This window comes from Pseudomonas sp. 008, assembly GCF_016861935.1.
Lineage (GTDB): Bacteria > Pseudomonadota > Gammaproteobacteria > Pseudomonadales > Pseudomonadaceae > Aquipseudomonas.
Window position 1 is genome coordinate 389,356 of record NZ_BOMA01000006.1, and the last position, 23,712, is coordinate 413,067.

The following is a 23,712-nucleotide window of genomic DNA, read 5'->3' on the forward strand; positions in this document are numbered from 1 at the left end:
TTATTTGGGCCCGAGAATCTTCAGCAACTTGTCCGGCGACGGCGCGCCTTGCTGTTGTTGCAACTGGCCCTTTTCATCCATGTAGAAAATCGCCGGGGTGGCGGCCAGTTCCAGGTCTTCCATCAACTTCATGTTCGCCGCCAGTTTCGCCTGAACCGCCGGTGGTACGTCCTTCAAGGCCTTGAGCGAGCTGCCCTTGCCGGATTTCTCGTGTTCTTCCAGGGCTTTCTGCGGATCCTTGGCGGCCAGCAGCGCGGCGGATTTGCCCGGGCTGTCTTCGCGAATGATGCCGACCATGATGTGTCGCAACTGCACCTTGCCGGCCTGGACCCACGGCCGTGCCTGTTCCCAGAACATGTTGCAGTACGGGCAGTTCGGGTCGCTGAACAGGTAGACGACCCGTGGTGCGTCCTTATTGCCGTCACCGATCCAACTGCTTGCTTCCATCTTGCCCCAGACTTCCTTGGCCATCGGCGCGTAGACCAGTTTCTGCAACGGTGCGCTGCTCAGGTCATTGCCGTCGGCGTCGTATAGATTGCCGAGCAGCACATGTTTGCCGTCCGGGGTCAGGTACAGCGTCATGCCGCGGTTCTGGTACTGCGCCGCGTAACCGCGCAGGCCGTCGGGCGCGTCGAAGGTACCGACGATTTTGGCGCCCTTGGCTTCGATCTTCTTGATTGCTTCAGGCAGTTCTTCGGCCTGTACCGACGGCAGGTGCAGCAGGGCAGCACCCAGGGTCAGTGTCAGCAGGTGGCGGAGGCGGAGCATGGCAATTTCCTTGAAGGCGTGGCCGAGGTGGCCGGGTTCGGGGTGTCGAAGTGTTCCAGGGCGCGGGCCAGGCTGGCTTCCGACAACTCACCCAGGTGACTGCCCAACAGATACCCGTTGGGGCTATAGAACAGCGTAGTCGGCAATGCCATGGAACCCACGGCCTGGCTCAATCGACCGCTGCCATCGAACAGCACGTTGGTCAGGCTCAGGCCCTGGGTTTCGAGGAAAGTGGCGACGCTCTGCATGCTTTCGCTCTGGTTGACGAACAGGAAGGTCAGGTCCGGGCGCTGTTGCTGGGCGTTCTCCAGCACCGGCATTTCCCGGCGGCACGGCGGGCACCAGGTGGCCCAGAGGTTGATGACCAATGGGCCGCCCTGGTAGTCGCTGAGTTGTAGGGTCTGGCCAGCGGCATTGCGCAAGGTGATCTGCGGCAGGCGCGTGCCTTGTTCGTAAATACTCAGGGAGAAACTCGCCAGCAGCCAGAACACCAGACCGCTGGCCACGCCAAAGCCCAACGGCCGACGCAGGCCCGGTTGACGCCAGCCTCGGTACAACGTCGCCAGCAGGAGCACGACCACCCCTGGCCAGGCAAGAAAACCACCGTCGCGCAGGTCGATGATCTGCCACGGGTCGTTGCGATAATGTGCCCAGTAGGCAATCACGAAGCCGACCCGGGCCGCCAACATGCCCAACAGGAACAGGCTGAACAGTACCGATTCCGGGTTCTCGCCGCCACGCTTGGCCACCCGCCAGCCGACAAACGTCGCCAGCGCCAGGGCACTGATCAGCAGCAAATGGTTAAGCGCGATGGCAAAGGTGCCGAGGGTAAAGGTCAGCATTAACGAGCGTCTCGGGTGGTGGTCCAGCGTTGCAGGAAAGTGCCAGCATCGACCTCGCCGGTGATGCGCTGGCTGCGACGCTCTTCGCCGTCGGTGCCGATCCACAGCAGGCTCGGCGGCCCCGGCACTTTATAACGGCCGAGCAGTTCGCGGCTGGCGGCATTGTCGGCGGTGACGTCCAGCCGTAGCAAGCGCACATCGCTCAGCGCATCCAGCACCTGGGGTTTGCCGAAGACCTGTTTTTCCATGACTTTGCACGACACACACCAGTCGGCGTAGTAGTCCAGCAGCACCCATTGGCCCTGGGCCTTGGCGGCGTCGAGCTCACGTTGTAGGGAAGCGGGCTCCTTGATCGTAGTGAATGCATCGTGAGCGCTCGGCGAGACAGCGCCGGTACGACCGGCGCTGTACACCTGCAACGGCTGATACGGATCGTCACTGCCGCCCGCCGCACCGACCACCAGCAGGCTGCCCCATAACCCCAACAGCAGCGAACTGGCGCCGAACAGGTGGGCAACGCGACCAAATCCCTGGGACTGCTTCCAGGCGCTGTAGGCGGTGATCAGCAGCAAACCGCCACACAAACCGAGCCACAGCGATTCATCCAGCACCGGACGCAGCATCAGCAAAGCCGTGGCGAGAAACAGGAAACCGAACACACCCTTGAGCAGGTTCATCCATGCGCCAGGTTTAGGCAGGAAGCGATTGCCGACGGTGACCAGCAGTAACAGCGGCACACCGATGCCGATGCCCAGGGCGAACAGAATCAACCCGCCGTGCAGCGCATTGCCGCTCTGGGCGATATAGAGCAGGGCGCCGGCCAATGGGGCAGTCATGCACGGTCCCACCAACAGACCGGACAAGGCCCCCAGCACACCGGCGCCCATCAGGTTGCCACCGCGCTGGCTGCGTGAAACATGTTCCAGCCGATCCCGCACGGCCACCGGCAATTGCAGTTCAAAAAAACCGAACATCGGCAAGGCCAGCAGTACGAACACCGCCGCAAAGCTGCCCAACAGCCATGGATTCTGCAGCAGCGCTTGAAGGTTCGCGCCGAGCGATGCCGCCAGAACACCCATCGCCGCATACACCAGCGCCATGCTGATCACATAACTGCCGGCGAGGGCAAAACCGCGTTTGGGCGTGGCACCACTGCCAACGATCAACCCCGCCAGAATCGGCAGCATCGGCAACGAGCAAGGGGTGAAGGCCAGCAACAGGCCCAGACCAAAGAACACCAACAAGCTCCAGCCCAGCGCACGTTGTTGCAGGTCACTGGCCAGGGCTTGATCCGGTGCTTCGTTGACCACTGCAGTGGCAACATTGCCGCCCAGGTCCACGACCTGAGTCTGCGGTGGATAACACAAGCCGGCATCGGCACAACCCTGGAAACCTACCTTGATCTGACCGGTGGCACCGGCCGGAATCTTCAGTTCCAGACCCTGACGATATACCGGCTGCTCTCCGAAGAACTCGTCACTGTGCGTTTCACCTTCGGGTAACACAGGACGCTGCTCCCCAAGCAAGCCATCGAATTTCAGACGCTTCTGATAGAGGTAATAACCGTCGGTAATCTGCCAATAGAGCTGTGTTTCACCTGAATCAAGGCGTTCGGAGGTGAAGACGAATGCCTTTTCCACCGGCAGAAATTCGGGTTTGGCTTCGAACGGATTGGTCCCTGCCTGGGCTACACCCGAGATCAAGAGAACGAAAAATAGAAACAGTCGACGCATGGGTAAGCCTTATCCCTGTGCAAGTGAGGTGCACAATGGGTGGCGGCGATTAACCGATGATTAACCGCCGCCTGGCCTTGAACCTCAGCCCCGCAAGAGTCCGGGCCAATTGCCGTCATTGATTTTCACAGGGCCGGTCTCTGCCTTGTTGTTCTTGAGGTTGTACCTGATGTATTCGTTGTTCGTGAGGAAAATATAGTAGTAGGTGTCGATAAGGGGCGCGTCGTTTTGCACCGCCGTTATAATTCGATCTTTATAGTGTGACAGTCCTGGCCAGGAGTCGGGCGTTATCGGCAGTCGTGTGGTTGTTTTTGTGATGTAGTTAAAGGTGATGTAGTGCCCATCATTCATCAGGAATCGAAATACATTTTTTGGCGCAAAGGTATCCCACCACGTGCCGGCAACTATGTTGTCAAAGTAAGGAAGTAGGGAGTGCCATGGGGAGTTTTCAAGGCGATAGTTTGCGACTGGCTTGTCAAGGTCCTGATCGTACTTGCAGACCATCGGCGTATCGCCGCCGTAATAAAATAGCCACAGAATATCATCGCCTCCGCCCCAGGAACCGCCCAGTGCAGGAGCTGTGAATCCGAAACGCAGGTTTTTGAGTTGAGCATGAACGGCCCCCCAATTACCGGATGTAATATTGGCAGGAAAACCCGCTTCTACCGTGTTCGAGGCAATATCAAATCGTGAATATTGATTGGTGTCTTTGAAGAAGAAATAGATTTTATCTTTTCCGGCGCGCCAGTCGACGGCAACAAAGTTGTTGAGTTTTGGCATGAACTGAATCCTTTCAGTTAAGTGAGGTTTTGTTTGTGTGGTGTTTTTAAATGAGTGGTTGGTTGTGGTTTGTGTCGGGTTTAGATTATCGCGATGTAATGCTATTCAGTATGGTTTTTTAGAGGGAGGTTGTTTCGGTTTGAAACCGGTCTGTGTACTGCCAACTAACTGACGCACTGAAATGATCAGGCGATTATCAAATACCCCTCTGATACGCTGGTGCGACGGCTGAACGGCAGCGATGCTTCTCGTCGGCAGTGGGCCTTGCCATAATTGCGGCTTAATCCTCAGCTGCTTCACTCGCTTTTTTGTCCTGGGGGCTCCCATGCATGTACTGGTTTGCGAAGACGATGAGCTGATCGCCAGCGGTATTGTTGCCGGCCTGACCGCACAAGGCCTGACCGTCGAGCACGTCGCCACCGCGTCGACTGCCCGGGCGATGCTCAAGGTGGCTGAGTTCGATGTCATGGTGCTCGACCTTGGCCTTCCCGATGAGGATGGCCTGAAGCTGTTGCAGCAGTTGCGTCACAGCGGCCTGGAGATTCCGGTGTTGATTCTCACGGCGCGGGATTCGGTCACCGATCGCGTTGACGGCTTGCAGGCCGGGGCCGACGATTACTTGCTCAAGCCTTTTGACCTGCGCGAACTGGCAGCGCGCCTGCACACGTTGCTGCGGCGAGTGGCGGGGCGCAGCGTTAACCTGATCGAGCACGGTCGTTTGACCTACGATCCGAGCAGCCGCGAAACCATGCTGGGTGGCCAGCCGGTGGACCTTTCCCGTCGCGAGCAATCGCTGTTGCAAGCCTTGCTGCACAACCGTGGTCGCGTACTCTCAACCGAGCAACTGAAAGACAGCGTCTACGGTTTCAACGATGAGCTGGAAAGCAACGCCCTTAACGTCCATATCCATCACCTGCGGCGTAAACTCGGCAATGGCATTGTCGAGACGGTGCGTGGCCTGGGCTATCGCCTGGGGCCGGCCGATGGCGGAGAAGAATCGAAGTGATGAGCCTGCGTTTGCGTCTGAGCCTGACCCTCGGCGCCGCATTTGCGCTGATCTGGGCCCTGGCCGCCGCCTGGATGCTCAGCGATCTGCGCAACCAGATGATGTTTTCCCTCGACCAGCGGCTGGTCGCCTCGGCGCGGATGGTCGCCGGGCTACTGGAGCAACTGCCGGCGTTGCCGAGCAAGGGCGAGGGCACCCATTTCAGCGCTGAACAACTGAATATCCCCGGCGGCATGGCCTGTCAGGTCAGCTCGTTGCGCGGCGAGATTCTGGCCCGCAGCCACAGCAACCCCGAGCAAGCGCTGGAAGCCGAGAAAATGGGCTTCCACGATCAGATTATCGACGGCGCGCCATGGCGCAGTTTCACCCTGGCGCGGGGCGATGTGCGCATCACTACCGCCGACCGGCAGATCGAGCGTGAAGCGCTGAACATGTCCATTCTGCTGGCGGCTTCGGTGCCGGTCGGCGTGGCGCTGCTTGGCTGCCTGTGCCTGTTGTGGCTCGGCATCGGTCAGGGGCTGGCACCGCTCAATCGTATGCGCGATGCGTTGATGCGGCGTAGCGCCGATTCTCTGGAGCCATTGCAGATCCAGCCGTTGCCCAGCGAATTGCAGCCGTTGCTGGAAACCCAGAATCAGTTGTTCCAGCGCATCGGCAAGACCATCGAGCGTGAACGGCGCCTGACCGGTGATGCGGCGCACGAATTGCGTAGCCCGCTGACTGCGATCAAAACCCATCTGCAAGTGGCGCGCATGACCGACGGTGCCGCGCGGGATCAGTCCCTGGCCCGGGCTGAAGAGGGCGCCGACCGCCTGCACCGTACCCTTGAACAATTGCTGTTGCTGGCGCGTGTCGAGGGCAGCCTGTCGTTCGATGATGGCGTGCAGTGCAGCGCTGAGCAGGTGGCGAAACTGGCGATTCAGGATGCGGCCAGCGGCGATCGTCAGCGGATCAAGTTTCAGGTGCCGGCCAGATTCTCCGATGCGCCGCTGCAAATGCCCGCAGTGCTGTCGATTGCTGCATTGCGTAACTTGCTCGACAACGCCCTGCGCCATACGCCGGGCGATGGGGCGGTGGAGCTGAGTCTGGAAACCAATGGCAATCGTGTGCACTTTTTGGTGCGCGACCACGGCCCGGGAATTGCCGAAGACGACTTGCAACACCTGACTCAACGCTTCTGGCGCAACGGCCAGAGCACCGGTTGCGGCCTCGGCCTGGCGATTGTCCAGGCCATCGTCCAGCGCTGCGGCTGTACCCTGCATTTCGACAGCCGGCCGGATGGCCTGCGGGTTGAATTGACGATGCCGTTGCAACCTGTCTAACAGACACCGCTCCCACAGGGTGTCTATGTCGCACACCAAATGTAACGTCTCTCCGTTGGCCACCCGGCCCCCACGGCGTTATCGTCCCCGGCAGCTTTGACTCAATGGATTGAGGTAACAGCGCAATGACTGCATCGATACACATCTGCAAGGCAACGTCTGCCGACGCCGGCATCATCAGCCGGATCGTCGAGCGCTCCATTCGCGTCGGCTGCGCGCTCGACCACCGCAATGATCCACGAACGGTTGCCACCTGGACCCACAACAAAACCATCGAACACGTGCAGCCCTGGCTGAACGACCCGCGTTTGTACCTGAACATCGCTCTGTTGCAAGACAAACCGGTCGGCGTCGCCATGGCGGCGATCAGCGGCAAGGTTGCGTTTTGTTACGTGCAGCCGGAATGGTTTCGACGCGGCGCCGGACAAGCGCTGGTGCATGATCTGGAGACGTGGTTGATCACTCAGGGTTTGCCCCAGGCACGTCTCAACAGCACGCGCACCGGCGAAGCGTTTTATCTCCACCTGGGTTACCGGGTTTGCGCCGAAGCTTTCACGGTGGCGGGGCTCCACGCCATTCCCATGCACAAGGCGCTGCCACCACCGTCATAGAAAGCTGATCGAGGGGCTAAATCCTCGAGCCCTTGATGCGTTTCCAGAACAGGAAAACCTGCAAGTGCGCCCCATGAACGGAATGCGCACCTGCCCGGTGTGCAGTTTTGGTCACTATCAACAGGGGTCGAGAGATGTCAGTCGCTACCAGCCTTATCGAAGATCAGCCGGCCCGGATTGCCCCGACGCCTGCCGAGACGCTTTATCAGTTCAACGAATCGCCGCTGTTGGCCCGTCAGAGCCAACAGGAATCGAACGCCCGCAGCTACCCGCGACGCATACCCCTGGCACTCAAGCGTGCCAAGGGCATTTATGTCGAAGACGTCGAAGGCCGTTGTTTCATCGATTGCCTGGCCGGTGCCGGGACCCTGGCCCTGGGGCACAACCATCCGGTGGTGATCGAAGCGATCCAGCAAGTGCTGAGCGATGAACTGCCGCTGCACACCCTCGACCTGACCACGCCGGTCAAGGACCGGTTTGTCCAGGACCTGTTCGGCCTGCTGCCGCCGGCATTGGCCGCTGAAGCGAAGATTCAGTTCTGTGGCCCCACTGGCACCGATGCCGTGGAAGCCGCGCTGAAGCTGGTGCGTACCGCCACCGGGCGCAGCACCGTCTTGTCGTTCCAGGGCGGTTACCACGGCATGAGTCAGGGCGCGCTGAGCCTGATGGGCAGTCTGGGACCGAAAAAGCCGTTGGGTGCCTTGCTCGGCAATGGCGTGCAGTTCATGCCGTATCCCTACGATTACCGTTGCCCGTTCGGGCTCGGTGGCGCGCAGGGAGTGCAGGTCAACCTGAATTACCTGGAGAACCTGCTGAACGATCCAGAGGCTGGCGTGCAACTGCCGGCTGCGGTGATCGTCGAAGTGGTGCAGGGCGAGGGCGGGGTGATTCCGGCCGATCTCGACTGGCTGCGCGGTTTGCGGCGCATCACCGAGCAGGCCGGCGTGGCGCTGATCGTCGATGAGATTCAGAGCGGCTTCGCCCGCACCGGCAAGATGTTTGCCTTCGAACACGCCGGAATCATTCCGGACGTGGTGGTGATGTCCAAGGCCATCGGCGGCAGCCTGCCGCTGGCGGTGGTGGTCTATCGCGACTGGCTCGACACCTGGCTGCCGGGCGCCCATGCCGGAACCTTCCGCGGTAATCAGATGGCCATGGCCGCAGGCTCTGCGGTGATGCGCTACCTGACCGAACACAAGGTTTGCGAGCACGCCGCCACCATGGGTGAGCGCTTGAGCGAACACCTGCACATCCTGCAGCGGGACTTCCCGCAGCTGGGCGACATTCGCGGACGTGGCTTGATGCTGGGTGTCGAATTGGTCGACCCGGCTGGTGCGCCGGATGCTCAAGGCCATCCACCGGTATTCGGTCGTCTGGCGTCGTTGGTGCAGCGCGAATGTCTCAAGCGTGGGTTAATCCTCGAGCTGGGCGGGCGTCATGGCGGTGTCGTGCGTTTCCTGCCGCCGTTGGTGATCACCGCTGCCGAAATCGATCGGGTGGCCGACATTTTCGGCAGGGCCATGGCCGCAGCCGTCGCCAGCCTCTAAATTTTTCAGCGCCTTTAACGTTCCTTCTACATAACGGCTGCGCGCGGTGTGCAGCCCACCCTATAGCGATGGAGAGACAGCATGACGTCAGTATTCGACCGCGAGGACATCCTCTTTCAGGTCGTGGTCAACCACGAAGAGCAATACTCGATCTGGCCCGACTACAAAGCCGTGCCACAAGGCTGGCGCACCGTGGGCAAGAGCGGCCTGAAAAAGGAATGCCTGGCCTACATCGAAGAGGTCTGGACTGACATGCGTCCACTGAGCCTGCGCCAGAAAATGGAAGAGCAGGCGGCCGTGGCTCACTGAGTCGCCGCGCAAAAAGAAACCCGCTGAACCGGTGACGGTCAGCGGGTTTTTCACGTTTGAAATCTCTGTTGTCTGCGCGGCTGCCATCGCGGGTTTAACTGACGTTATGCCCCGCTCAACCCCTTGATCACTTGATCCACATTCCCTTCCAGCTCGGCCACCGGATCTGCCGCATCGACACTCAACACCACCAACCGACTGCCTGCCTGCGAGATCGCCGCTTTCACCGCCTCCGACGGCTGTCGATGATGCAACACCACCGCCACGTCATGGTCCTTGAGCGTCGCACTTAACTGCTTGAGCGCTTCAGGCGTCCACTCAGCATCCGGCCGTGGATCGAGGCCGATCAGCTCCAGGTTGAGGCCGCCGATCAGGTAGCCGAAATGATCGCTCAGGCTCATCACGCTCAGGTTATCGGCACTGGCCAGCCGCGCTTCGCTGTCGGCACTGAGCTTGAGCAGGCGCTGCTTGAGCGCTGCCAGATTGGCCTCGATGGTCGGTTTGGCCGCCGGCGCCAGGCGCACGAGGTCCGCCGCCATCACGTCTGCCATGCGCCCCATGTTGTTGCTGGAAAGCCACGGCTGGCTGTTCAACCCGTCGACCTTGCTGCCGGGCTGCACGGCGATGCCGGGAAGGGCGCCGTCCACCGGGCGGGCGGCGTCGACTTCGACGATACGAATATTGCTGCGCCGGGATATCGGGTACAGCGGATCATCCGCCCACAGGGAACGCAGACCAATCACGGCATCGGCGTCGGTCGCCAGCTTGGCCAGCGCCGGAGCGCCACGACCGGTGAAATAGGCGGTCTGTCGGCTGCCGGGCAGATTGTCTGGAGCGGCCCGTTCCAGTTTGATTTCGGTGCCTTTGAGCAACACTTCGCCCAGACCATAGGTGATCGGCAAGGACGCCAGCACGTGCAGCGGTTTGGCGCTGTCCGCCGCAGCGCAAGTATCGGCCAGACCGCACAGGGGCAATGTGAAGGTCAATGCCAGGGTCAGTTGACGCAGAGAAAAACACATTTATCCGAGGTTCCCTTTCAGGCTGGGGATGATGCCGCGAGCGATCGCGGCCAGGGCGAAGGCGATACCGGCCACCAGAATGATCGCGGCACCGGACGGGATGGGCAGGTCAAAGACAATCGGCGCGAGAATTCCGCACAGGGTGCTCACCGTGGCAATCAGCACCGAACACCAGAAGAAACCCTTCAGCGATTGACTGAGCAAGCGCGCGGCCGCCGCCGGAATCACCAGCAGGGCGCCGACCAGAATCGCGCCGATGACTTTCACCGCTGCCACCGTGATCAGCGTCACTAGGATCACGAACAGGTAGTCCAGGGTTTTCACCGCCACGCCACGTACCGCCGCCAGTTGCGGGTTGAAGCTGGCAAGCATGATGCGGTTGTACAGCGGCAGGGCCAGTGCCATCACCAGTGAGCCGACGATCGCCAATACCAGCAGGTCGTTGCCGTTGACCGTCAGTACCGAGCCGAACAGCACGTTTTCCAGTATGTGCACATTGATCTTGCCCGCCAGGATCAACAGCAGGCTTGCGCCCAGTGCCAACGACACCGACAGAAACACGCCGATCAACGTATCCGGCGCCAGACCCGTGCGGTTGCGCAGGTAGTTCAGCAAGATCCCGAACAGCAGGCAGTAACCGAACAGGCTGCCATAAGGCCCGGTGTAAGGTTCACCGAGCAGAATGCCGATGGCCACGCCAGTCAACGCCGCGTGGCCCACCGCTTCGGAGAAAAACGCGAAGCGCTTGACCACCACCAGCGTGCCCAAACCGCCCAGCACCGGGCCGATCAGCAATCCAGCGAGCAGGGCGTTGACCACAAATCCATAGGCCAGCGCTTCCGGCAGGTAACCCGACGAGGCCCAACCCTGGACCATCAAACGAAAGGCTTCGTAACTCATCAGGCAGCGCTCCGGGGATGGGTCGAGAACAAGGTCAGCAGTCGCTCCGGGGTCAGCGCCTGTTTCGGCGTGGCGTCGAACAGCACCCGGCGATTGAGCCCGGTGACCCGGTCCGCCAGACGCCCGACCGCTTCCAGATCATGTTCGATCCACAGCACGGTGATGCCGCTCTGGCGCCAATCGCCCAGCAGCCGTTCGAACACTTGGATACCGGCCTCATCGAGCGCCGACATCGGTTCATCGAGCACCAGCAACTGTGGCGCCGGAATCAGCCCTTGGGCCAGCAAAACCCGCTGGCGCTCGCCGCCGGACAGCGCGCCCATGCGCCGTTTGCGTTTGTCCTGCATGCCGACCCGTTCCAGCACCTCGCCAATGGCCGTTGCGTAATGCTTGCTCAAGCCGAGAAACGCCGGGCGCCGCTGACACATGGCCGCCATGAAGTCGTCGACAGTCATTGGCAAACCGCGATCAAACTCCAGCGCTTGCGGCACGTAGCCGATCGTCCCGGGTTCGCCGGGCCATTGCAGGCTCAAACGGCCCTGATGCGGCATCTGCCCGAGCAGGGTCTTGATCAGCGAACTCTTGCCGCCACCGTTGGGGCCGACCAGGGCATGCACGCTGCCGGGCCGGACCTGAAAGGTCACGTTGTCGAGGATCGTCGTGCGACCGAGAGTCAGGCTGACTTCGGCGAAGTCGAGGGTCGGGCCGGCGCTTTGTACGGTCAGGGTTTCTTGAGCGGTCATGCGCCGGACTCCTGAATCGCCCGAACCACGGTGTTGAGGTTGCCGGTCATTTCCTTTTCGTACTTGTCGGCGGTGTATTCGCCATAGGAAATGTGCGACAGCGGATACAGCTTCACCCCCGATTCGCGCTGGATGGTTTCGACGTAAGTGGACGGGAAATCCATCTCCGAGAAGATCACTTTCACGTCCAGCTCCCGCAGTTGATCGATGGTCTTTTTCAGTTGGCTGGGGCTGGGTTCGATGCCGTGGGCCGGCTCGACCACGGCGGTGACTTCCAGGCCGAACTCGCGCAGCAGATAGTCGTAGGCGGCATGGACCGTGGCCACGCGCAGCTCGGCGTTCGGCGCCTGGGTCAGTTTGGCCAGGGCATCGGCGCGCATCTGCCGCAGGCGCTTACCGTAGGCGCGGGCATTCTGGGTGTAGGTTTTAGCGTTGGCCGGGTCGAGCTTGCCCAACTCGCGGGCAATGTTGTTGACCTGGGCAATCGAAGCGCTGATCGACAAGAACGTGTGCGGGTTCACCACTTTACCGGCACCGCGAGCGGCGACACCGGTGGCGGCCAGCAGCGGCACGTTTTCGTTGGCTTCGATCACTTTGATATTCGGGGTTTCGCTGGCGGCGATCATGCGGTCGGCGAAGTCGTCATGGCCCACGCCGTTGAGTACGATCACGTCGAGCCCGCTGATGCGTTTGATGTCCTCGGCGCGGGGCTCATAGGCGTGCGGGTTGAAACCGGCCGGAATCAACGGCACCACTTCGGCCTTGTCGCCGACGATATTGGCCACGTAGCTGTAATAAGGGTGCAGGGTGATGCCGATGCGCAGGCGCTTGGCTTCGTCGGCACTGGCCAGAGGCGTCAGCAAACAGGCAAGCAGGCCGACCAGTAGCAGGCGCAAAAAACGACGTTGAGATGAACTAGGCATGGGAAAGCGGTCTTCTCTCGGGTGAGGGCGAGGGTTCAGTGCCGATGCTGGCGGGTGACCCCGGCATCGAACTGCGCGACGATCTGCTGCCAGCCGGCGCTTTCGAGCGCGGCGTCAGTCAGATCAGTCGGGGTAGTGAGGGCTTTGCCGCGATTGAGCCAGACGTCTGGCGCATCGTCGTCAGCGGTCAAACGCATCAGAAACGAGCCGGCCACGGTGGGTGCCTGGCTCTGGCCGAAATACGCCTTGGCGTCCAGCAATTGCCAGGCATGACCGCCTCGACTGACAGAACTGGCGTCCTGGGCAAACGGCGCGAAACCTTCATCGGCGAGGGTGGCGGGTGTGGGCAGTGCTTGCTGTTCCCCACGCAACAGATGGATTTCATCCAGTGTGACCCGCAGGTCTGCGTAAATACCTTGCTCGGATGCGCTCAGGTCGCGGCGGGCATCCAGTTGATGGCTGCCGACGCTGCTCACTTCCCGGGACTCGCCGCGCCAGGCGACCACCGAACCGGCCACCGCCAGAATCATCAGGCACAACAGCAACACATAGAGGGTTTCATGGCCGGCTCCGGCCGGGCGCACCAATTGGGTGGTTGGCGTGATCATGCTCATGTTCAGGGCGCCTCGATGTCGGCTTGGTCGATCTCGACCACGTGGCCGGGACCGGCGTCGAACAGCACGTAGAATTCGGCGCCGGGTTTCTTGAAGGTCAGGGTCGAATCGGCACCGAGCTTGCCTGGCACCAGAATGGTTTCGTCGTAGCCGATCACATCCAGGGTCACGCCCGGCGCGCCGCTGCCGTCGGAGAAACCACCGGTGCAACGGATCTGTTCGGCGTCGATGGCCTTGCATTCGCACATCGGGTTGTGGGCCAGGACGCTGGCGCTGAAGGCGGCGCAGAGCACCAGTAAAACGGGGCGAAAAGCGCTGGTCATGGTTTGCCTCCTTGTCTGTTCAGCCATGCGACGGTGGCCGGGGACGCCTGGCTCAGGGGGATGGAGGCTTGATGCATGGCGCCGTCCCAGCCTTCCATGGTGATCCACAGCTCAGCATCGCTTTTGGTCTTTTCGGGTACCGGCAGCGCGGCGCCCATGTGGTAGGGCGTGCCGAAGAAAATCACCCCGGCTACGCGCAGGCTGCGCGGTTTGCCAATGCGCAGGTAAGTCGCCTTGACCTGATCGCGACAGCTGTCGCAGAGCGCAGCATTGAAGGACTTCAAGTAGCCGGCCGGGCCATCGGATACCGGGGCTGCGTTGCGCAATTCAGCCAGTCGCAGGCTCCAGGGGCCGACCTGAACTTCACCGACTTCACGCTCACCCAGGCCGGTGTCTCCGCGAAACAGCGCTGCGTCGGCGAAGTATTTGGGCATGAACCCCAGCGGCACCAGCAACAGCAGCACGTTGATGTGGAAGCGCCATGTGTGCCAGAAGCGGCTTAGCGGCGAGCGTGGTTTTTCTGCTGCGACCTGGCTCATCGGCTGCCCTCCGTGGCTTCGCGGCTCATGGCCGGTGCGGGCTGGCCGGTCAGCGCAGCCCGTGGACGCTTGTTGTTGCGCTTGAGCGCATTGGCCGTGGCCAGGGCGGTGCGTTTGGTCCAGATCAACAGGCCGCTGAGGACCATCATGCTCAGGATCAGGCCGAAGAAGAACCAGATCAGCTTGATCCAGATACCGCCGAAATCGCCGGTGTGCAGCGGACGCATGGATTCGGTCACCAGCTCCAGACCCGAACGATCCGACAGCAGGCGCGTGGTGGAAATGTCACCGGTGTAAGGGTTGACCTCGGCGCTCTGGTAGATCAACGGGTACCAACTGCGCCCGCTCACCAAAAGATGGCTATAGGCATTGGCGGGCAGGCTGACGGAACTGTCTTCCAGACCGGGAATGCGTTCCTTGGCCTCGCGGATCGCGCTTTCCAGGCTGATCATCGGCGCCGGTGCGCCATCGGCGGTGAGCGGCACGCTCTCACGCGGGACGACGGGGGCGACCGGCGCGGTGGAAATCGAAATATGGTTATCGGACAGGATCGCTTCAATCATGAACCAGGTGCTGGTGACGGAAATCACCGCAATGAACCAGATCGACCAGATGCCGCTGAGCCGGTGAAAGTCGCCCCAGAAAATCCGCGCGCCATGACGAATGCGCAGGGTCGGTCGCAAGAAGCCTTTCCAGAACCGTTTGTAGACCACGAGCCCCGTCACCAGTGAAGCCAGCATCGGCAAGCCGAGGAACGACACCAGATACCAGCCCCAGCTGTAGCCGTTGGTGAATGGCACCAGCCACCAGCCATGCAGCGCGCGAGTGAAGGCCTGGAAGTTGAAGGGTGGAGCGGTGCCCTGAATCGCCCCGCTGTAGGGGTTCACATAGACCGTCACCGAGCGTCCGTCCGGGTAGCTGACCTTCACGTCCAGGGCGAAATGCGACTCGTCGGGACGGTTGATACTTTCGACCAGCGTTTGGGGCTCGGCCTTTTTGATGGCGGCGATGATCTGGTCATAGCTGAGCAGCGGCGCGTCGTCCGAAGGCGGGCTGGCGCGCATTTGCGGGTTGGCCAGCCAGACGATTTCCTGACTGACCACCGCCAATGTGCCGGTCACACAGACGATCAATACAAAGAACCAGATGGGCAGGGCCAGCCAGCTATGGACCAGAAACCAGAGTTTTGAGCGGGATTTCTTCGACATGATTAAAGGTCTTGTTTCGATGAGAGGACCTCTGCTGCGGGCTTCCCAGCGTTGAGGTCCATGAAAGGCCCGGTCGTGGCTTTTGCCTACGCGACCGGCTGCATCTAAATAAGACGTATGAGTATCGGAAATCCCGAAAGGGGATATGAAAGTAAATGTTTCGTGTTTCTGCGCTGTGTGGGAACGGCCAATATTGATGTTGAATGTGATCAGGCCCCATCGCGAGCCTGCTCGCGATGGGGCCTGATCACGTACCGAAGCTATCAACCCTGCTTGAACATCTCCTTCGCCCGCTGTTCGATCTGTTCCTGCGTCAGATCCTCCTTGCGCGTGGCCAGAAACCACACATGCCCATAGGGATCCTTCAAGGTCCCCGTGCGGTCGCCATAAAACTGATCCTTGACCTCGGACACCACCGTGGCACCGGCATTGATGGCCTGTTTATAGGACTTGTCCACATCGTTCACATACAAATGCAGGCCCACGGACGGCGATTTGTCCGGGTTGCTCAAGGGCCCTTGGTCACAGGGTGTGCCCAGCATGATCGGGCTATCGCCGATACGCAGTTCGGCGTGCCCGATGCCGCCGTCGGGCATGGCCAGGCGCATGACTTCGGTGGCGCCAAAGGCTTTCTTGTAGAAGTCGATGGCTTCGGCAGCTTTCTGAATGCCCAGATAAGGGGTGATGCTGTGATAACCCTCTGGAATAGGTTTGACGCTCATGACGGTTCTCCCTTTATTGTTGTGGAGTTAAGGTGTTCCTTCGCCGTTTTCCGGTCGGATAACTATAGGTCAACCCCTTCGCCACAACTGAGTGCCCGACGAGTAGCCGCAGTCACGACAACGCGCCGCACTGCAATTTTGGTGCATCAGCGGTAAGAACCTGGATCGACAGGTTCTCTGTGGCGCGACGCTTGTTCACTGCCAGTTCACCAATTCCCGATACCCACTATCGAGAGCATTGATTTCTGCCCGTCGGGGCGCGTCGGTAGCCTGTGTTCATTGCCCCGAACCCAGCTATCCGGACTTTCGAAATGAAAACTCTACTCACCACTTTTCTGTTGCTCGCCGTTTCCGTCCTCGCCGGATGTGCCAGTCATGTTTCACCGGAACTACGCCCCTACACCGCTGAAGAAACCCGGGAACTGGCGCTGGAAGCCTTGAACCGTCGGGGCTTGTCCTTCGAGGAGTACCACGCGAAGAAAGCCGAATTGCTCGGCCAGCCGACCAAATCGATCAGTTTTGACAAGCAAGGCGAGATGAACGCCGAGCGCACAGTACAGATGCACGGTCGCCAAAGCTGAGCGACAACTGTACTGCTCTAACTTTCACGCAACTGTCCATGGGTTTCCCTCAAGGCGTGCGATAGGGTCAACACCTGACTGACTCTGATGGACTGCCCCCCATGCTCTCGCTCGACCTTCTGCTGGGCTTTGCCCTGTTCGCTCTTGTCACCTCGATCACCCCCGGTCCGAACAACACCATGTTGCTGGCCTCGGGCGTGAATTTCGGCTTTAGCCGCACCATCCCTCACATGCTGGGCATTACCTGCGGCTTCTTCGTGTTGGTGGTGGCCGTCGGTTTCGGCCTGGGCACGGTGTTTCAAACCTATCCACTGCTTTACACCGTGCTGCGTTATGTCGGCGCGGCGTATTTGCTATACCTGGCCTGGAAGATTGCGCATTCCGGGCCGGTCGCCGAGGGTGAGCAGGGCGAGGGCAAGCCGATCAGTTATTTGGGCGCGGCGGCGTTTCAATGGGTCAACCCCAAGGCCTGGATCATGGCCATCGGTGCCATCAGCACCTACACGCCGATGCAGGGCTATTTCACCAATGTGATTGTGATTGCCGCGGTCTTCGCTCTGATCAACCTGCCGAGCGTCGGTGTGTGGGCCGGTTGTGGCACGCTGTTGCGCAATGTGCTGCGCGATCGCCGCTGGCTACGCCTGTTCAACTGGGGCATGGCCTTGTTGCTGGTGGCTTCCATGTATCCGTTGTTGCTTGAAAGTTTTAGCTGACGCATTGCTTCAACCGGTTGCCCGATGCCTGTTAAGCTCGACTTCAGGAGCGTTCCTACGCACTTTTAAATGAAGTTGTTCTTCTTTAACGGCCTCCGATCAGGTATTGCTATCGTTCTGCAAATTCGGCGCCGCTCATAAGGCGGCGCTTTGATATTTCCAGTGACGAGCTTCCTGATCCCGGAACACGCTCTGCGAGTCTTCTATGAATAAACGTCCGTTGTATTTCGACTACGCCGCCACCACGCCGGTGGATGAGCGGGTCATCAAGGTGATGGTTGAGTGTCTGGGTTTCACGGGTAACTTCGGCAATCCAGCGTCCAGCTCCCACGCCTTCGGTCAACAGGCCAGGCAATCGGTCGAGCACGCACGGCGCCAGGTCGCCGAACTGGTGGGCGCCCAGGCCGAGCAGATCGTCTGGACCTCCGGAGCCACCGAATCCAACAACCTGGCACTCAAGGGCGTTACCCAGGCCCGCGGTGTGTCCGGCGGCCATATCATCACCAGCCAGATTGAACACAAGGCAATTCTCGACACCGCCAAACAATTGCAGGATGCCGGCGTTGCCGTGACGTATCTGGTGCCCGATGCCGAAGGTCTGATAACTCCGCAAGCAGTCAGCGAGGCGATGCGCGAAGACACCTTTCTGGTGTCGCTGATGCTGGTCAATAACGAACTGGGCACCGTCAACGACATCCCGGCCATCGGCCAGGTGGTGCGTGATCGCGATGCGTTGTTCCACGTTGACGCGGCTCAGGGCGCGGGCAAAGTAGCGATCGACCTGGCCCGGTGGCCGGTGGATCTGATGTCGTTCTCGGCGCATAAGGTCTACGGCCCCAAAGGCATCGGCGCGCTGTACGTCGGGCCTCGTGCGCAACAGCGCCTGCAGGCGCAGATCCACGGTGGCGGCCATGAGGGCGGGTTGCGTTCCGGTACTCTGGCGACGCACCAGATCGCAGCCATGGGCGCCGCTTTCGCACTGGCGGCCGCTTTGTTCGATGAAGAAAAAGCCACCATCGTGCGCCTGCGTGAACGCTTGCTCGATCAGCTGCTGAGCATTTCCGGTATTCGCGTCAATGGCAGTCCGACCCAACGCATTCCCCATACCCTGAGCCTGACCTTCAACGAAGGTGAGTTCAATTCCGCGGTGTTGAGCACCTCGATCGCGTTTTCCGCGACGTCGGCCTGCAACTCCGCCAGTAATGCGCCATCTCATGTGCTGCTGGCGCTGGGGCATGACGCGCGCTCGGCCAGTCGCACCATTCGCCTGAGCCTGGGGCGTTTCACCACCGAGCAAGATATCGACCAGGCTGCGCACCTGATCAAAACGGCCACCGCCAGTGCTCCGGCATTCTGGGCGACAGGTCCTTAAGCGCCGACTCTGATCGGCACCCAACAATAATGATGAAGTGGTTAGCAGGAGACACGATGAGTACGCAGCCTTCGATCAATGGATTGGTACCCCGGCGCCTGGCGCAAACCCGCGAGCTGATGAGCCGGGAGGGCATTCATGCTCTGTTGGTGCCGTCGGCCGACCCGCACCTGTCGGAATACCTGCCGGGCTATTGGCAGGGGCGGCAGTGGCTGTCGGGTTTCCATGGCTCGGTCGGCACGCTGATCGTCACACCGGATTTCGCCGGCGTCTGGGCCGACAGCCGCTATTGGGAACAAGCGAGCAAGGAACTCAAGGGCAGCGGTATCGAGCTGGTCAAGCTGCAACCGGGTCAACCCGGCCCGCTTGATTGGCTGGCCGAGCAAACGCCTGAAGGCGGTGTCGTTGCAGTCGATGGCGCGGTGATGGCCGTGGCGTCGGCGCGTACCCTGAGCAGCAAACTCCAAGAACGCGGCGCACGTCTGCGCACTGACATCGATTTGCTGAGCGAAGTCTGGAGTGATCGCCCGAGCTTGCCGAACGAGCCGATTTATCAACACTTACCGCCTCAGGCGACCGTCGGCCGTGGCGAAAAACTCGCCCAGCTGCGTGACGTGTTGAAAGAGCGCGGTGCCGACTGGCATTTCATCGCCACCCTCGATGACATCGCCTGGCTGTTCAACTTGCGCGGCGGCGATGTGTCGTTCAATCCGGTGTTTGTGTCCTTCGCGCTCATTAGCCAGCAACAGGCCACCTTGTTCGTCGCCCTGAGTAAAGTCAGCGCCGAGCTGCGTGCCATCCTTGAACAGGACGGCGTGACCCTGCGCGATTACAGCGAAGTGGCCGCCGCCTTGCGCGCCATACCAAGCGGCGCGAGCCTGCAAGTCGATCCGGCGCGGGTCACGGCGGGTCTGCTGGATAACTTGAACAGTGATGTGAAACTGGTCGAAGGCCTGAACCCGACCACCCTGGCCAAGTCACAAAAAAGCCTGGCCGATGCCGAGCACATCCGTCGGGCCATGGAGCAGGATGGCGCGGCGCTGTGCGAATTCTTCGCCTGGCTGGAGGCGGCATGGGGGCGTGAGCGCATCACCGAGCTGACCATCGACGAACACCTGACCGCGGCCCGCACCCGGCGCCCGGATTATGTGTCGCTGAGCTTCAACACCATTGCTGCGTTTAACGCCAACGGTGCGATGCCGCATTACCACGCCACCGAAGAAGAGCACGCGGTCATCGAGGGTGACGGCCTGTTGCTGATCGACTCCGGCGGCCAATACCTCGGCGGCACTACCGACATTACGCGGATGGTGCCGGTGGGGACGCCGACTGACGAGCAGAAGCGCGATTGCACCCGCGTACTCAAAGGAGTGATTGCACTCTCCCGCGCGCAGTTCCCGCGGGGCATTCTGTCGCCGTTGCTGGACGCCATTGCCCGCGCACCGATCTGGGCCGAAAGTGTCGACTACGGTCATGGCACCGGTCACGGCGTCGGCTACTTCCTCAACGTTCACGAAGGCCCGCAAGTCATCGCCTATCAGGCGGCAGCCGCACCGCAAACTGCGATGCAACCAGGGATGATCACTTCCATCGAACCGGGCACCTACCGTCCGGGCCGCTGGGGCGTGCGGATCGAGAACCTGGTGTTGAACCGCGAGGCGGGCAAGAGCGAGTTCGGTGAATTCCTGAAGTTCGAAACCCTGACCCTGTGCCCGATCGACACCCGCTGCCTGGAACCGTCGTTGCTGACCGAAGACGAAAAGCAGTGGTTCAACGGCTACCATGCCGAAGTGCGCGAGCGCCTGAGCCCGTTGCTCGATGGCGCGGCCCTTGAGTGGTTGAACACCCGGACCGCGGCTATTTGATCGGCTTGAGTTCAGGTGCTGGAAACAGCGCCTGGCTCATGCCTGGCTATTGTGCCCGCAGGGCTTCAAGGACGAAGTCCAGCCGATCCTGGCCAAAGAACAGCTGATTCCCGACAAACATGCTCGGTGCGCCGAATACACCGCGTTGTACTGCTTCCTCGGTGTTTTTCTTGAGGGCGGCTTTGACGTTCTCATCGGCGGTCAGTGCCAGCACTTCATTCGGATCGAAACCGTTTTGCGTCAGCACGGCGGCAACGGTCGCGGGATCATCGAGGCTGCGCCCTTCCACCCACAGGGCGTGAAACAGGCAATCGATAAACGCCTGAAAGCGTTCGGGATGACGTAATTGCATACCCGTGACCGCGCGCATCAACATCAGGGTATTGATGGGGAAGTGCGGGTTGAACTTCAACGGCACACCGTAACGCTTGGCATAGCGGTCCAGATCCTGAAACATGTAGCGACCCTTGGCCGGAATGGTCACCGGGGAGGCGTTGCCGGTGGCTTTGAAAACTCCGCCCAGCAGCATCGGTTTGTAGATCAGCTGACTATCGGTCTGCGCACAGATTTTCGGCAGTTGGGTGTAGGCCAGGTAGGTGGCGGGGCTGCCGAGGTCGAAAAAGAACTCCACGGTTTTGCTCATGGTCGATGTGCTCTTCTTTTTGTCGTAGGGGTGGGCTTACCAGCGTTCGTTCCAGGGGCGCAGATCCAGCTCGAACGTCCAGGCATCCCGTGGCTGGCTGTGTAAGTACCAATAGTTTTCGGCGATGTGCTCGGGATTGAGGATGCCGTCCTGATCCTTGGTCGCGTATTTTTCCGGAAATCTGTCGCGGATAAAGTCGGTGTCGATGGCACCATCGACCACCACATGGGCGACGTGGATGTTCATCGGCCCCAGTTCGCGGGCCATGCTTTGGGCCAGGGCGCGAATCCCGTGCTTGGCGCCAGCGAAGGCTGCAAACCCTGCGGCACCGCGCAAGCCGGCGGTGGCCCCGGTGAACAGGATCGTGCCCCGTTGGCGGGTGACCATGCGCTTGGCCACTTCGCGAGCGTTGAGAAACCCTGAGAAACAGGCCATTTCCCAGATCTTGAAATACTTGCGAGCGGTTTCTTCGAGAATACTGCACGGCACATTTGCGCCGATATTGAAGACGAACGCTTCGATGGGGCCGATCTCGGTTTCGATCTGCTCGATGAGCGCAATCACATCCTCTTCTTTGCGCGCATCGCAGGCAAAGCCATGAGCCTCGCCGCCGCTGATCGTGATGGCATCTACCAGTGGCTGAAGTTTGTCTGCGCTGCGACGTGTGACGCAGGCGACGTAGCCTTCCCGGGCAAAACGCTTGGCGATGGCGCCGCCGGTGGCATCGCCTGCGCCGACGACCAATACGATTTTCTTGTTATTGATAGCGGTGGTCATGGATGTCGCCCTTTGCTGAACGGTCAGTGACTGACGAACGTTAGCAGCATCCCGGGCGAGGCGCCTATCGGGCTAGGCAAGCCCAACAGGGTTGGAGGATTACTTGCAGATGACGATCATACTGCGGCTGGTATACCCGGCCGGGTTAAGGCCAAACGGATAATCCCCGGGTTCTTCGACCGCATCCCCTGACTTGGCAATCACCTTGTAACCCTTGGGCGCGCACGAGTTGGCAGCGCTGGTGTAGCACTGGTCCCAGGAGGACGACAGCCCGGAACAGTTGATATGCAGCCCTTTCTTGCCGTGTTTGATCTGGGTTTTCGAGGTCGCCGCGCAGCCCGCAACTGCAAGCACGGCGATCAGTATCAAAATTCGTTTCATTGCTGTCCTTATTGAGGCTCCGGATCTTTGTGCCCGGGTCTGCCTGCATTCGCTTTTGCTTGAAGCGTTCTGATATCCCTATCTGAAAAAGTCCATGTCTGACACTGAGTTACGTGGCCTAAACATGGCCTAATTGAGCGGTAAATACCAGACCTTCGTCAAATCTCGTATCAATCCGCCGCAACTGCGGGCTTGGCGGCGCTCCCCATGGTCATGGTTGCGCCGACGGACGCCAGAATGATGCACAGGATTGCCATCCACTGTGACAGGGAAAGGTATTCATGGAGGAACAACAGGCCGGACAGTGCACCGAACGCGGGCTCGATACTCATCAATGTGCCGAAGGTCCGGGCCGGCAGCCGTGTGAGGGCGACCATCTCCAGGGTGTAGGGCAGGGCAGTGGACAGAATCGCGACCCCTATGGCCACGGGAATCAGTGAGGGTGTCAGCAGTGCAGCACCAGCATGGACGATACCGATGGGGGCTACGAACAGTGCAGCAATCATCACGCCCAATGCGGCGGTCTGCACGCCATTGTCGGCACCAGCCTTCTGGCCGAACAGAATGTACAACGCCCAGCAGACACCGGCGCCAAGGGCATAACCTGCGCCAACCAGATCAATACCTGCACTCGTGGCGCCAGTCGGAATCAACAGCAGTAAGCCCACGGCTGCCAGAGCGATCCACAGAAAGTCGATCGCCCGACGTGAGGCATAAATAGCGACCGCCAATGGGCCAGTGAACTCCAGGGCTACCGCGATACCCAGAGGGACAGTGTTCAAGGACATATAGAAGAGGAAGTTCATGCCGCCCAGCGCCATCCCATAGACAATTACCGTGCGCAGGGACTTTGCGGTGAGCTTCGCTCGCCATGGGCGTAATAGCAGCAGCATGATCACGCTGGCGAAGATCAGCCGCAGGGTGGTGGTCCCTTGAGCGCCGATAACCGGGAACATGCTTTTGGCCAGGGAGGCTCCGGACTGGATCGATGCCATAGCTATCAAGAGCAGGCCTACCGAGAACAGGATCGAGGCAAGGCTGCGGGGGTGGTCATTCATTGTGTGGCATCGTCCGAGGTGAGAAACGAGAGTAGTGCGTAATGTGTTGGGCAATATACTGCGCATTCGTTGCGGTTGCGTCTATATATAAGCAGGGATTTTGAACATCCTGATAGAAAAGCGTAATCAGGGGTTGACGGCAGATTTTGGACGTCTATAATTCGCCCCACTTCCGGCGCAGTCGAAACGGAAAACTCCTTGGTAAACAACGAGTTACGCAGTTTTCGGCAGCGGTTACGCTTCAGATCATCGAAGCCAGAAGGAGTTGGTAGGGCAGGGTGTTGTCGCCTTATTGACGGTTCGATCTTCTCGGTCGAAAGCGGAGAGAAAGAGGTGTTGACAGCAGCGAGTAACGCTGTAGAATTCGCCTCCCGCTAACGAGAGATCGGAAGCGCAAGTGGTTGAAGTTGCAA

General features: G+C 60.3%; 26 protein-coding genes. 9 read left to right on the forward strand and 17 right to left on the reverse strand.

What is annotated here, in order from left to right; all coding sequences use genetic code 11:
• The 4 genes from dsbG to JUI81_RS15470 all read right to left on the reverse strand — a co-directional run bounded on the left by dsbG (window position 1) and on the right by JUI81_RS15470 (window position 4,123).
• Complete coding sequence (dsbG, locus tag JUI81_RS15455) at window positions 1–768, reverse strand: thiol:disulfide interchange protein DsbG (protein WP_018929978.1); 768 nt, start codon at window positions 766–768, stop codon at window positions 1–3.
• Complete coding sequence (locus tag JUI81_RS15460; RefSeq protein WP_019582492.1) at window positions 744–1,610, reverse strand: TlpA disulfide reductase family protein; 867 nt, start codon at window positions 1,608–1,610, stop codon at window positions 744–746. Before JUI81_RS15460 ends, dsbG begins: the two co-directional genes overlap by 25 nt.
• Window positions 1,610–3,343: a protein-disulfide reductase DsbD gene (gene dsbD, locus JUI81_RS15465; protein ID WP_028939034.1), complete on the reverse strand. Its 1,734-nt coding sequence runs from the start codon at window positions 3,341–3,343 to the stop codon at window positions 1,610–1,612. The genes JUI81_RS15460 and dsbD overlap by 1 nt, the downstream gene beginning before the upstream one ends.
• 84 nt (window positions 3,344–3,427) lie before the next feature.
• Window positions 3,428–4,123 carry a hypothetical protein gene (locus tag JUI81_RS15470; protein WP_019582490.1) on the reverse strand — a complete coding sequence of 232 codons (696 nt, stop codon included), beginning with the start codon at window positions 4,121–4,123 and terminating at the stop codon, window positions 3,428–3,430.
• A gap of 325 nt (window positions 4,124–4,448) precedes the next feature.
• On the opposite strand from JUI81_RS15470, the gene JUI81_RS15475 reads away from it, so the two are divergent.
• From JUI81_RS15475 to JUI81_RS15495, 5 genes are all read left to right on the forward strand, one after another.
• Complete coding sequence (locus JUI81_RS15475; protein WP_019582489.1) at window positions 4,449–5,129, forward strand: response regulator; 681 nt, start codon at window positions 4,449–4,451, stop codon at window positions 5,127–5,129.
• Window positions 5,126–6,451, forward strand: a complete 1,326-nt coding sequence (locus tag JUI81_RS15480) for an ATP-binding protein (RefSeq protein WP_019582488.1) — start codon at window positions 5,126–5,128, stop codon at window positions 6,449–6,451. Before JUI81_RS15475 ends, JUI81_RS15480 begins: the two co-directional genes overlap by 4 nt.
• 125 nt (window positions 6,452–6,576) lie before the next feature.
• Window positions 6,577–7,062, forward strand: a complete 486-nt coding sequence (locus JUI81_RS15485) for a GNAT family N-acetyltransferase (protein WP_019582487.1) — start codon at window positions 6,577–6,579, stop codon at window positions 7,060–7,062.
• Between the two features lie 134 nt (window positions 7,063–7,196).
• The gene (locus JUI81_RS15490) at window positions 7,197–8,609 is read left to right on the forward strand and encodes an aspartate aminotransferase family protein (RefSeq protein ID WP_204124613.1); all 1,413 of its coding nucleotides are present in this window, start codon (window positions 7,197–7,199) and stop codon (window positions 8,607–8,609) included.
• Window positions 8,610–8,690: 81 nt separating this feature from the next.
• Entirely contained in the window at window positions 8,691–8,918 is a 228-nt protein-coding gene (locus JUI81_RS15495) for an MbtH family protein (protein ID WP_007934245.1), read from the forward strand.
• A 104-nt stretch (window positions 8,919–9,022) separates the two neighbouring features.
• Here the strand turns inward: JUI81_RS15495 and JUI81_RS15500 are convergent, their stop codons facing one another.
• The 9 genes from JUI81_RS15500 to JUI81_RS15540 all read right to left on the reverse strand — a co-directional run bounded on the left by JUI81_RS15500 (window position 9,023) and on the right by JUI81_RS15540 (window position 15,909).
• Window positions 9,023–9,937: a metal ABC transporter solute-binding protein, Zn/Mn family gene (locus tag JUI81_RS15500; RefSeq protein WP_204124614.1), complete on the reverse strand. Its 915-nt coding sequence runs from the start codon at window positions 9,935–9,937 to the stop codon at window positions 9,023–9,025.
• Window positions 9,938–10,837: a metal ABC transporter permease gene (locus JUI81_RS15505; protein WP_204124615.1), complete on the reverse strand. Its 900-nt coding sequence runs from the start codon at window positions 10,835–10,837 to the stop codon at window positions 9,938–9,940. It lies immediately after the preceding gene.
• Window positions 10,837–11,580: a metal ABC transporter ATP-binding protein gene (locus JUI81_RS15510; RefSeq protein ID WP_019582484.1), complete on the reverse strand. Its 744-nt coding sequence runs from the start codon at window positions 11,578–11,580 to the stop codon at window positions 10,837–10,839. Before JUI81_RS15510 ends, JUI81_RS15505 begins: the two co-directional genes overlap by 1 nt.
• On the reverse strand, window positions 11,577–12,503 hold the full coding sequence (locus JUI81_RS15515; RefSeq protein WP_019582483.1) for a metal ABC transporter substrate-binding protein: 927 nt from the start codon (window positions 12,501–12,503) through the stop codon (window positions 11,577–11,579). Before JUI81_RS15515 ends, JUI81_RS15510 begins: the two co-directional genes overlap by 4 nt.
• Window positions 12,504–12,538: 35 nt before the next feature.
• Window positions 12,539–13,111, reverse strand: coding sequence for a DUF6162 family protein (locus JUI81_RS15520; protein ID WP_026331945.1), 573 nt, complete (start codon window positions 13,109–13,111; stop codon window positions 12,539–12,541).
• Window positions 13,112–13,119: 8 nt separating this feature from the next.
• Complete coding sequence (locus JUI81_RS15525; RefSeq protein WP_019582481.1) at window positions 13,120–13,440, reverse strand: hypothetical protein; 321 nt, start codon at window positions 13,438–13,440, stop codon at window positions 13,120–13,122.
• Complete coding sequence (locus tag JUI81_RS15530) at window positions 13,437–13,979, reverse strand: hypothetical protein (RefSeq protein ID WP_019582480.1); 543 nt, start codon at window positions 13,977–13,979, stop codon at window positions 13,437–13,439. Before JUI81_RS15530 ends, JUI81_RS15525 begins: the two co-directional genes overlap by 4 nt.
• Window positions 13,976–15,187 carry a PepSY domain-containing protein gene (locus JUI81_RS15535; protein ID WP_204124616.1) on the reverse strand — a complete coding sequence of 404 codons (1,212 nt, stop codon included), beginning with the start codon at window positions 15,185–15,187 and terminating at the stop codon, window positions 13,976–13,978. The genes JUI81_RS15530 and JUI81_RS15535 overlap by 4 nt, the downstream gene beginning before the upstream one ends.
• A gap of 263 nt (window positions 15,188–15,450) precedes the next feature.
• Window positions 15,451–15,909 (reverse strand): VOC family protein, encoded by a 459-nt coding sequence (locus tag JUI81_RS15540; RefSeq protein WP_018929962.1) that lies wholly within the window; start codon window positions 15,907–15,909, stop codon window positions 15,451–15,453.
• Window positions 15,910–16,220: 311 nt separating this feature from the next.
• Between JUI81_RS15540 and JUI81_RS15545 the strand changes: the two genes are divergently transcribed.
• The 4 genes from JUI81_RS15545 (at window position 16,221) to JUI81_RS15560 (ending at window position 20,440) form a co-directional block, all read left to right on the forward strand.
• Complete coding sequence (locus tag JUI81_RS15545) at window positions 16,221–16,490, forward strand: hypothetical protein (RefSeq protein WP_018929961.1); 270 nt, start codon at window positions 16,221–16,223, stop codon at window positions 16,488–16,490.
• Between the two features lie 101 nt (window positions 16,491–16,591).
• The gene (locus tag JUI81_RS15550) at window positions 16,592–17,203 is read left to right on the forward strand and encodes a LysE family translocator (protein ID WP_019582476.1); all 612 of its coding nucleotides are present in this window, start codon (window positions 16,592–16,594) and stop codon (window positions 17,201–17,203) included.
• Between the two features lie 205 nt (window positions 17,204–17,408).
• Entirely contained in the window at window positions 17,409–18,575 is a 1,167-nt protein-coding gene (locus JUI81_RS15555) for a cysteine desulfurase family protein (protein ID WP_204124617.1), read from the forward strand.
• 56 nt (window positions 18,576–18,631) lie between these two features.
• Window positions 18,632–20,440, forward strand: coding sequence for an aminopeptidase P family protein (locus JUI81_RS15560; RefSeq protein ID WP_086944688.1), 1,809 nt, complete (start codon window positions 18,632–18,634; stop codon window positions 20,438–20,440).
• A 46-nt stretch (window positions 20,441–20,486) separates the two neighbouring features.
• Here the strand turns inward: JUI81_RS15560 and JUI81_RS15565 are convergent, their stop codons facing one another.
• The 4 genes from JUI81_RS15565 to rhtA all read right to left on the reverse strand — a co-directional run bounded on the left by JUI81_RS15565 (window position 20,487) and on the right by rhtA (window position 23,299).
• A complete protein-coding gene (locus tag JUI81_RS15565; protein WP_204124618.1) occupies window positions 20,487–21,083 on the reverse strand; it encodes a 2-hydroxychromene-2-carboxylate isomerase in 597 nt (198 codons plus the stop codon).
• A gap of 36 nt (window positions 21,084–21,119) precedes the next feature.
• Entirely contained in the window at window positions 21,120–21,860 is a 741-nt protein-coding gene (locus tag JUI81_RS15570) for an SDR family oxidoreductase (protein ID WP_019582472.1), read from the reverse strand.
• A 99-nt stretch (window positions 21,861–21,959) separates the two neighbouring features.
• On the reverse strand, window positions 21,960–22,241 hold the full coding sequence (locus JUI81_RS15575; RefSeq protein WP_018929955.1) for a hypothetical protein: 282 nt from the start codon (window positions 22,239–22,241) through the stop codon (window positions 21,960–21,962).
• Window positions 22,242–22,411: 170 nt separating this feature from the next.
• A complete protein-coding gene (gene rhtA, locus JUI81_RS15580; protein WP_096480810.1) occupies window positions 22,412–23,299 on the reverse strand; it encodes a threonine/homoserine exporter RhtA in 888 nt (295 codons plus the stop codon).
• Window positions 23,300–23,712 lie beyond the last annotated feature (413 nt).

What these genes read in the sequence shown, in the direction of transcription:
- dsbG (WP_018929978.1), bottom strand. Translation starts at nt 768, where the DNA reads ATGCTCCGCCTCCGCCACCTGCTGACACTGACCCTGGGTGCTGCCCTG.
- JUI81_RS15460 (WP_019582492.1), bottom strand. Translation starts at nt 1,610, where the DNA reads ATGCTGACCTTTACCCTCGGCACCTTTGCCATCGCGCTTAACCATTTG.
- dsbD (WP_028939034.1), bottom strand. Translation starts at nt 3,343, where the DNA reads ATGCGTCGACTGTTTCTATTTTTCGTTCTCTTGATCTCGGGTGTAGCC.
- JUI81_RS15470 (WP_019582490.1), bottom strand. Translation starts at nt 4,123, where the DNA reads ATGCCAAAACTCAACAACTTTGTTGCCGTCGACTGGCGCGCCGGAAAA.
- JUI81_RS15475 (WP_019582489.1), top strand. Translation starts at nt 4,449, where the DNA reads ATGCATGTACTGGTTTGCGAAGACGATGAGCTGATCGCCAGCGGTATT.
- JUI81_RS15485 (WP_019582487.1), top strand. Translation starts at nt 6,577, where the DNA reads ATGACTGCATCGATACACATCTGCAAGGCAACGTCTGCCGACGCCGGC.
- JUI81_RS15490 (WP_204124613.1), top strand. Translation starts at nt 7,197, where the DNA reads ATGTCAGTCGCTACCAGCCTTATCGAAGATCAGCCGGCCCGGATTGCC.
- JUI81_RS15495 (WP_007934245.1), top strand. Translation starts at nt 8,691, where the DNA reads ATGACGTCAGTATTCGACCGCGAGGACATCCTCTTTCAGGTCGTGGTC.
- JUI81_RS15500 (WP_204124614.1), bottom strand. Translation starts at nt 9,937, where the DNA reads ATGTGTTTTTCTCTGCGTCAACTGACCCTGGCATTGACCTTCACATTG.
- JUI81_RS15505 (WP_204124615.1), bottom strand. Translation starts at nt 10,837, where the DNA reads ATGAGTTACGAAGCCTTTCGTTTGATGGTCCAGGGTTGGGCCTCGTCG.
- JUI81_RS15510 (WP_019582484.1), bottom strand. Translation starts at nt 11,580, where the DNA reads ATGACCGCTCAAGAAACCCTGACCGTACAAAGCGCCGGCCCGACCCTC.
- JUI81_RS15515 (WP_019582483.1), bottom strand. Translation starts at nt 12,503, where the DNA reads ATGCCTAGTTCATCTCAACGTCGTTTTTTGCGCCTGCTACTGGTCGGC.
- JUI81_RS15520 (WP_026331945.1), bottom strand. Translation starts at nt 13,111, where the DNA reads ATGATCACGCCAACCACCCAATTGGTGCGCCCGGCCGGAGCCGGCCAT.
- JUI81_RS15525 (WP_019582481.1), bottom strand. Translation starts at nt 13,440, where the DNA reads ATGACCAGCGCTTTTCGCCCCGTTTTACTGGTGCTCTGCGCCGCCTTC.
- JUI81_RS15530 (WP_019582480.1), bottom strand. Translation starts at nt 13,979, where the DNA reads ATGAGCCAGGTCGCAGCAGAAAAACCACGCTCGCCGCTAAGCCGCTTC.
- JUI81_RS15535 (WP_204124616.1), bottom strand. Translation starts at nt 15,187, where the DNA reads ATGTCGAAGAAATCCCGCTCAAAACTCTGGTTTCTGGTCCATAGCTGG.
- JUI81_RS15540 (WP_018929962.1), bottom strand. Translation starts at nt 15,909, where the DNA reads ATGAGCGTCAAACCTATTCCAGAGGGTTATCACAGCATCACCCCTTAT.
- JUI81_RS15545 (WP_018929961.1), top strand. Translation starts at nt 16,221, where the DNA reads ATGAAAACTCTACTCACCACTTTTCTGTTGCTCGCCGTTTCCGTCCTC.
- JUI81_RS15550 (WP_019582476.1), top strand. Translation starts at nt 16,592, where the DNA reads ATGCTCTCGCTCGACCTTCTGCTGGGCTTTGCCCTGTTCGCTCTTGTC.
- JUI81_RS15555 (WP_204124617.1), top strand. Translation starts at nt 17,409, where the DNA reads ATGAATAAACGTCCGTTGTATTTCGACTACGCCGCCACCACGCCGGTG.
- JUI81_RS15560 (WP_086944688.1), top strand. Translation starts at nt 18,632, where the DNA reads ATGAGTACGCAGCCTTCGATCAATGGATTGGTACCCCGGCGCCTGGCG.
- JUI81_RS15565 (WP_204124618.1), bottom strand. Translation starts at nt 21,083, where the DNA reads ATGAGCAAAACCGTGGAGTTCTTTTTCGACCTCGGCAGCCCCGCCACC.
- JUI81_RS15570 (WP_019582472.1), bottom strand. Translation starts at nt 21,860, where the DNA reads ATGACCACCGCTATCAATAACAAGAAAATCGTATTGGTCGTCGGCGCA.
- JUI81_RS15575 (WP_018929955.1), bottom strand. Translation starts at nt 22,241, where the DNA reads ATGAAACGAATTTTGATACTGATCGCCGTGCTTGCAGTTGCGGGCTGC.
- rhtA (WP_096480810.1), bottom strand. Translation starts at nt 23,299, where the DNA reads ATGAATGACCACCCCCGCAGCCTTGCCTCGATCCTGTTCTCGGTAGGC.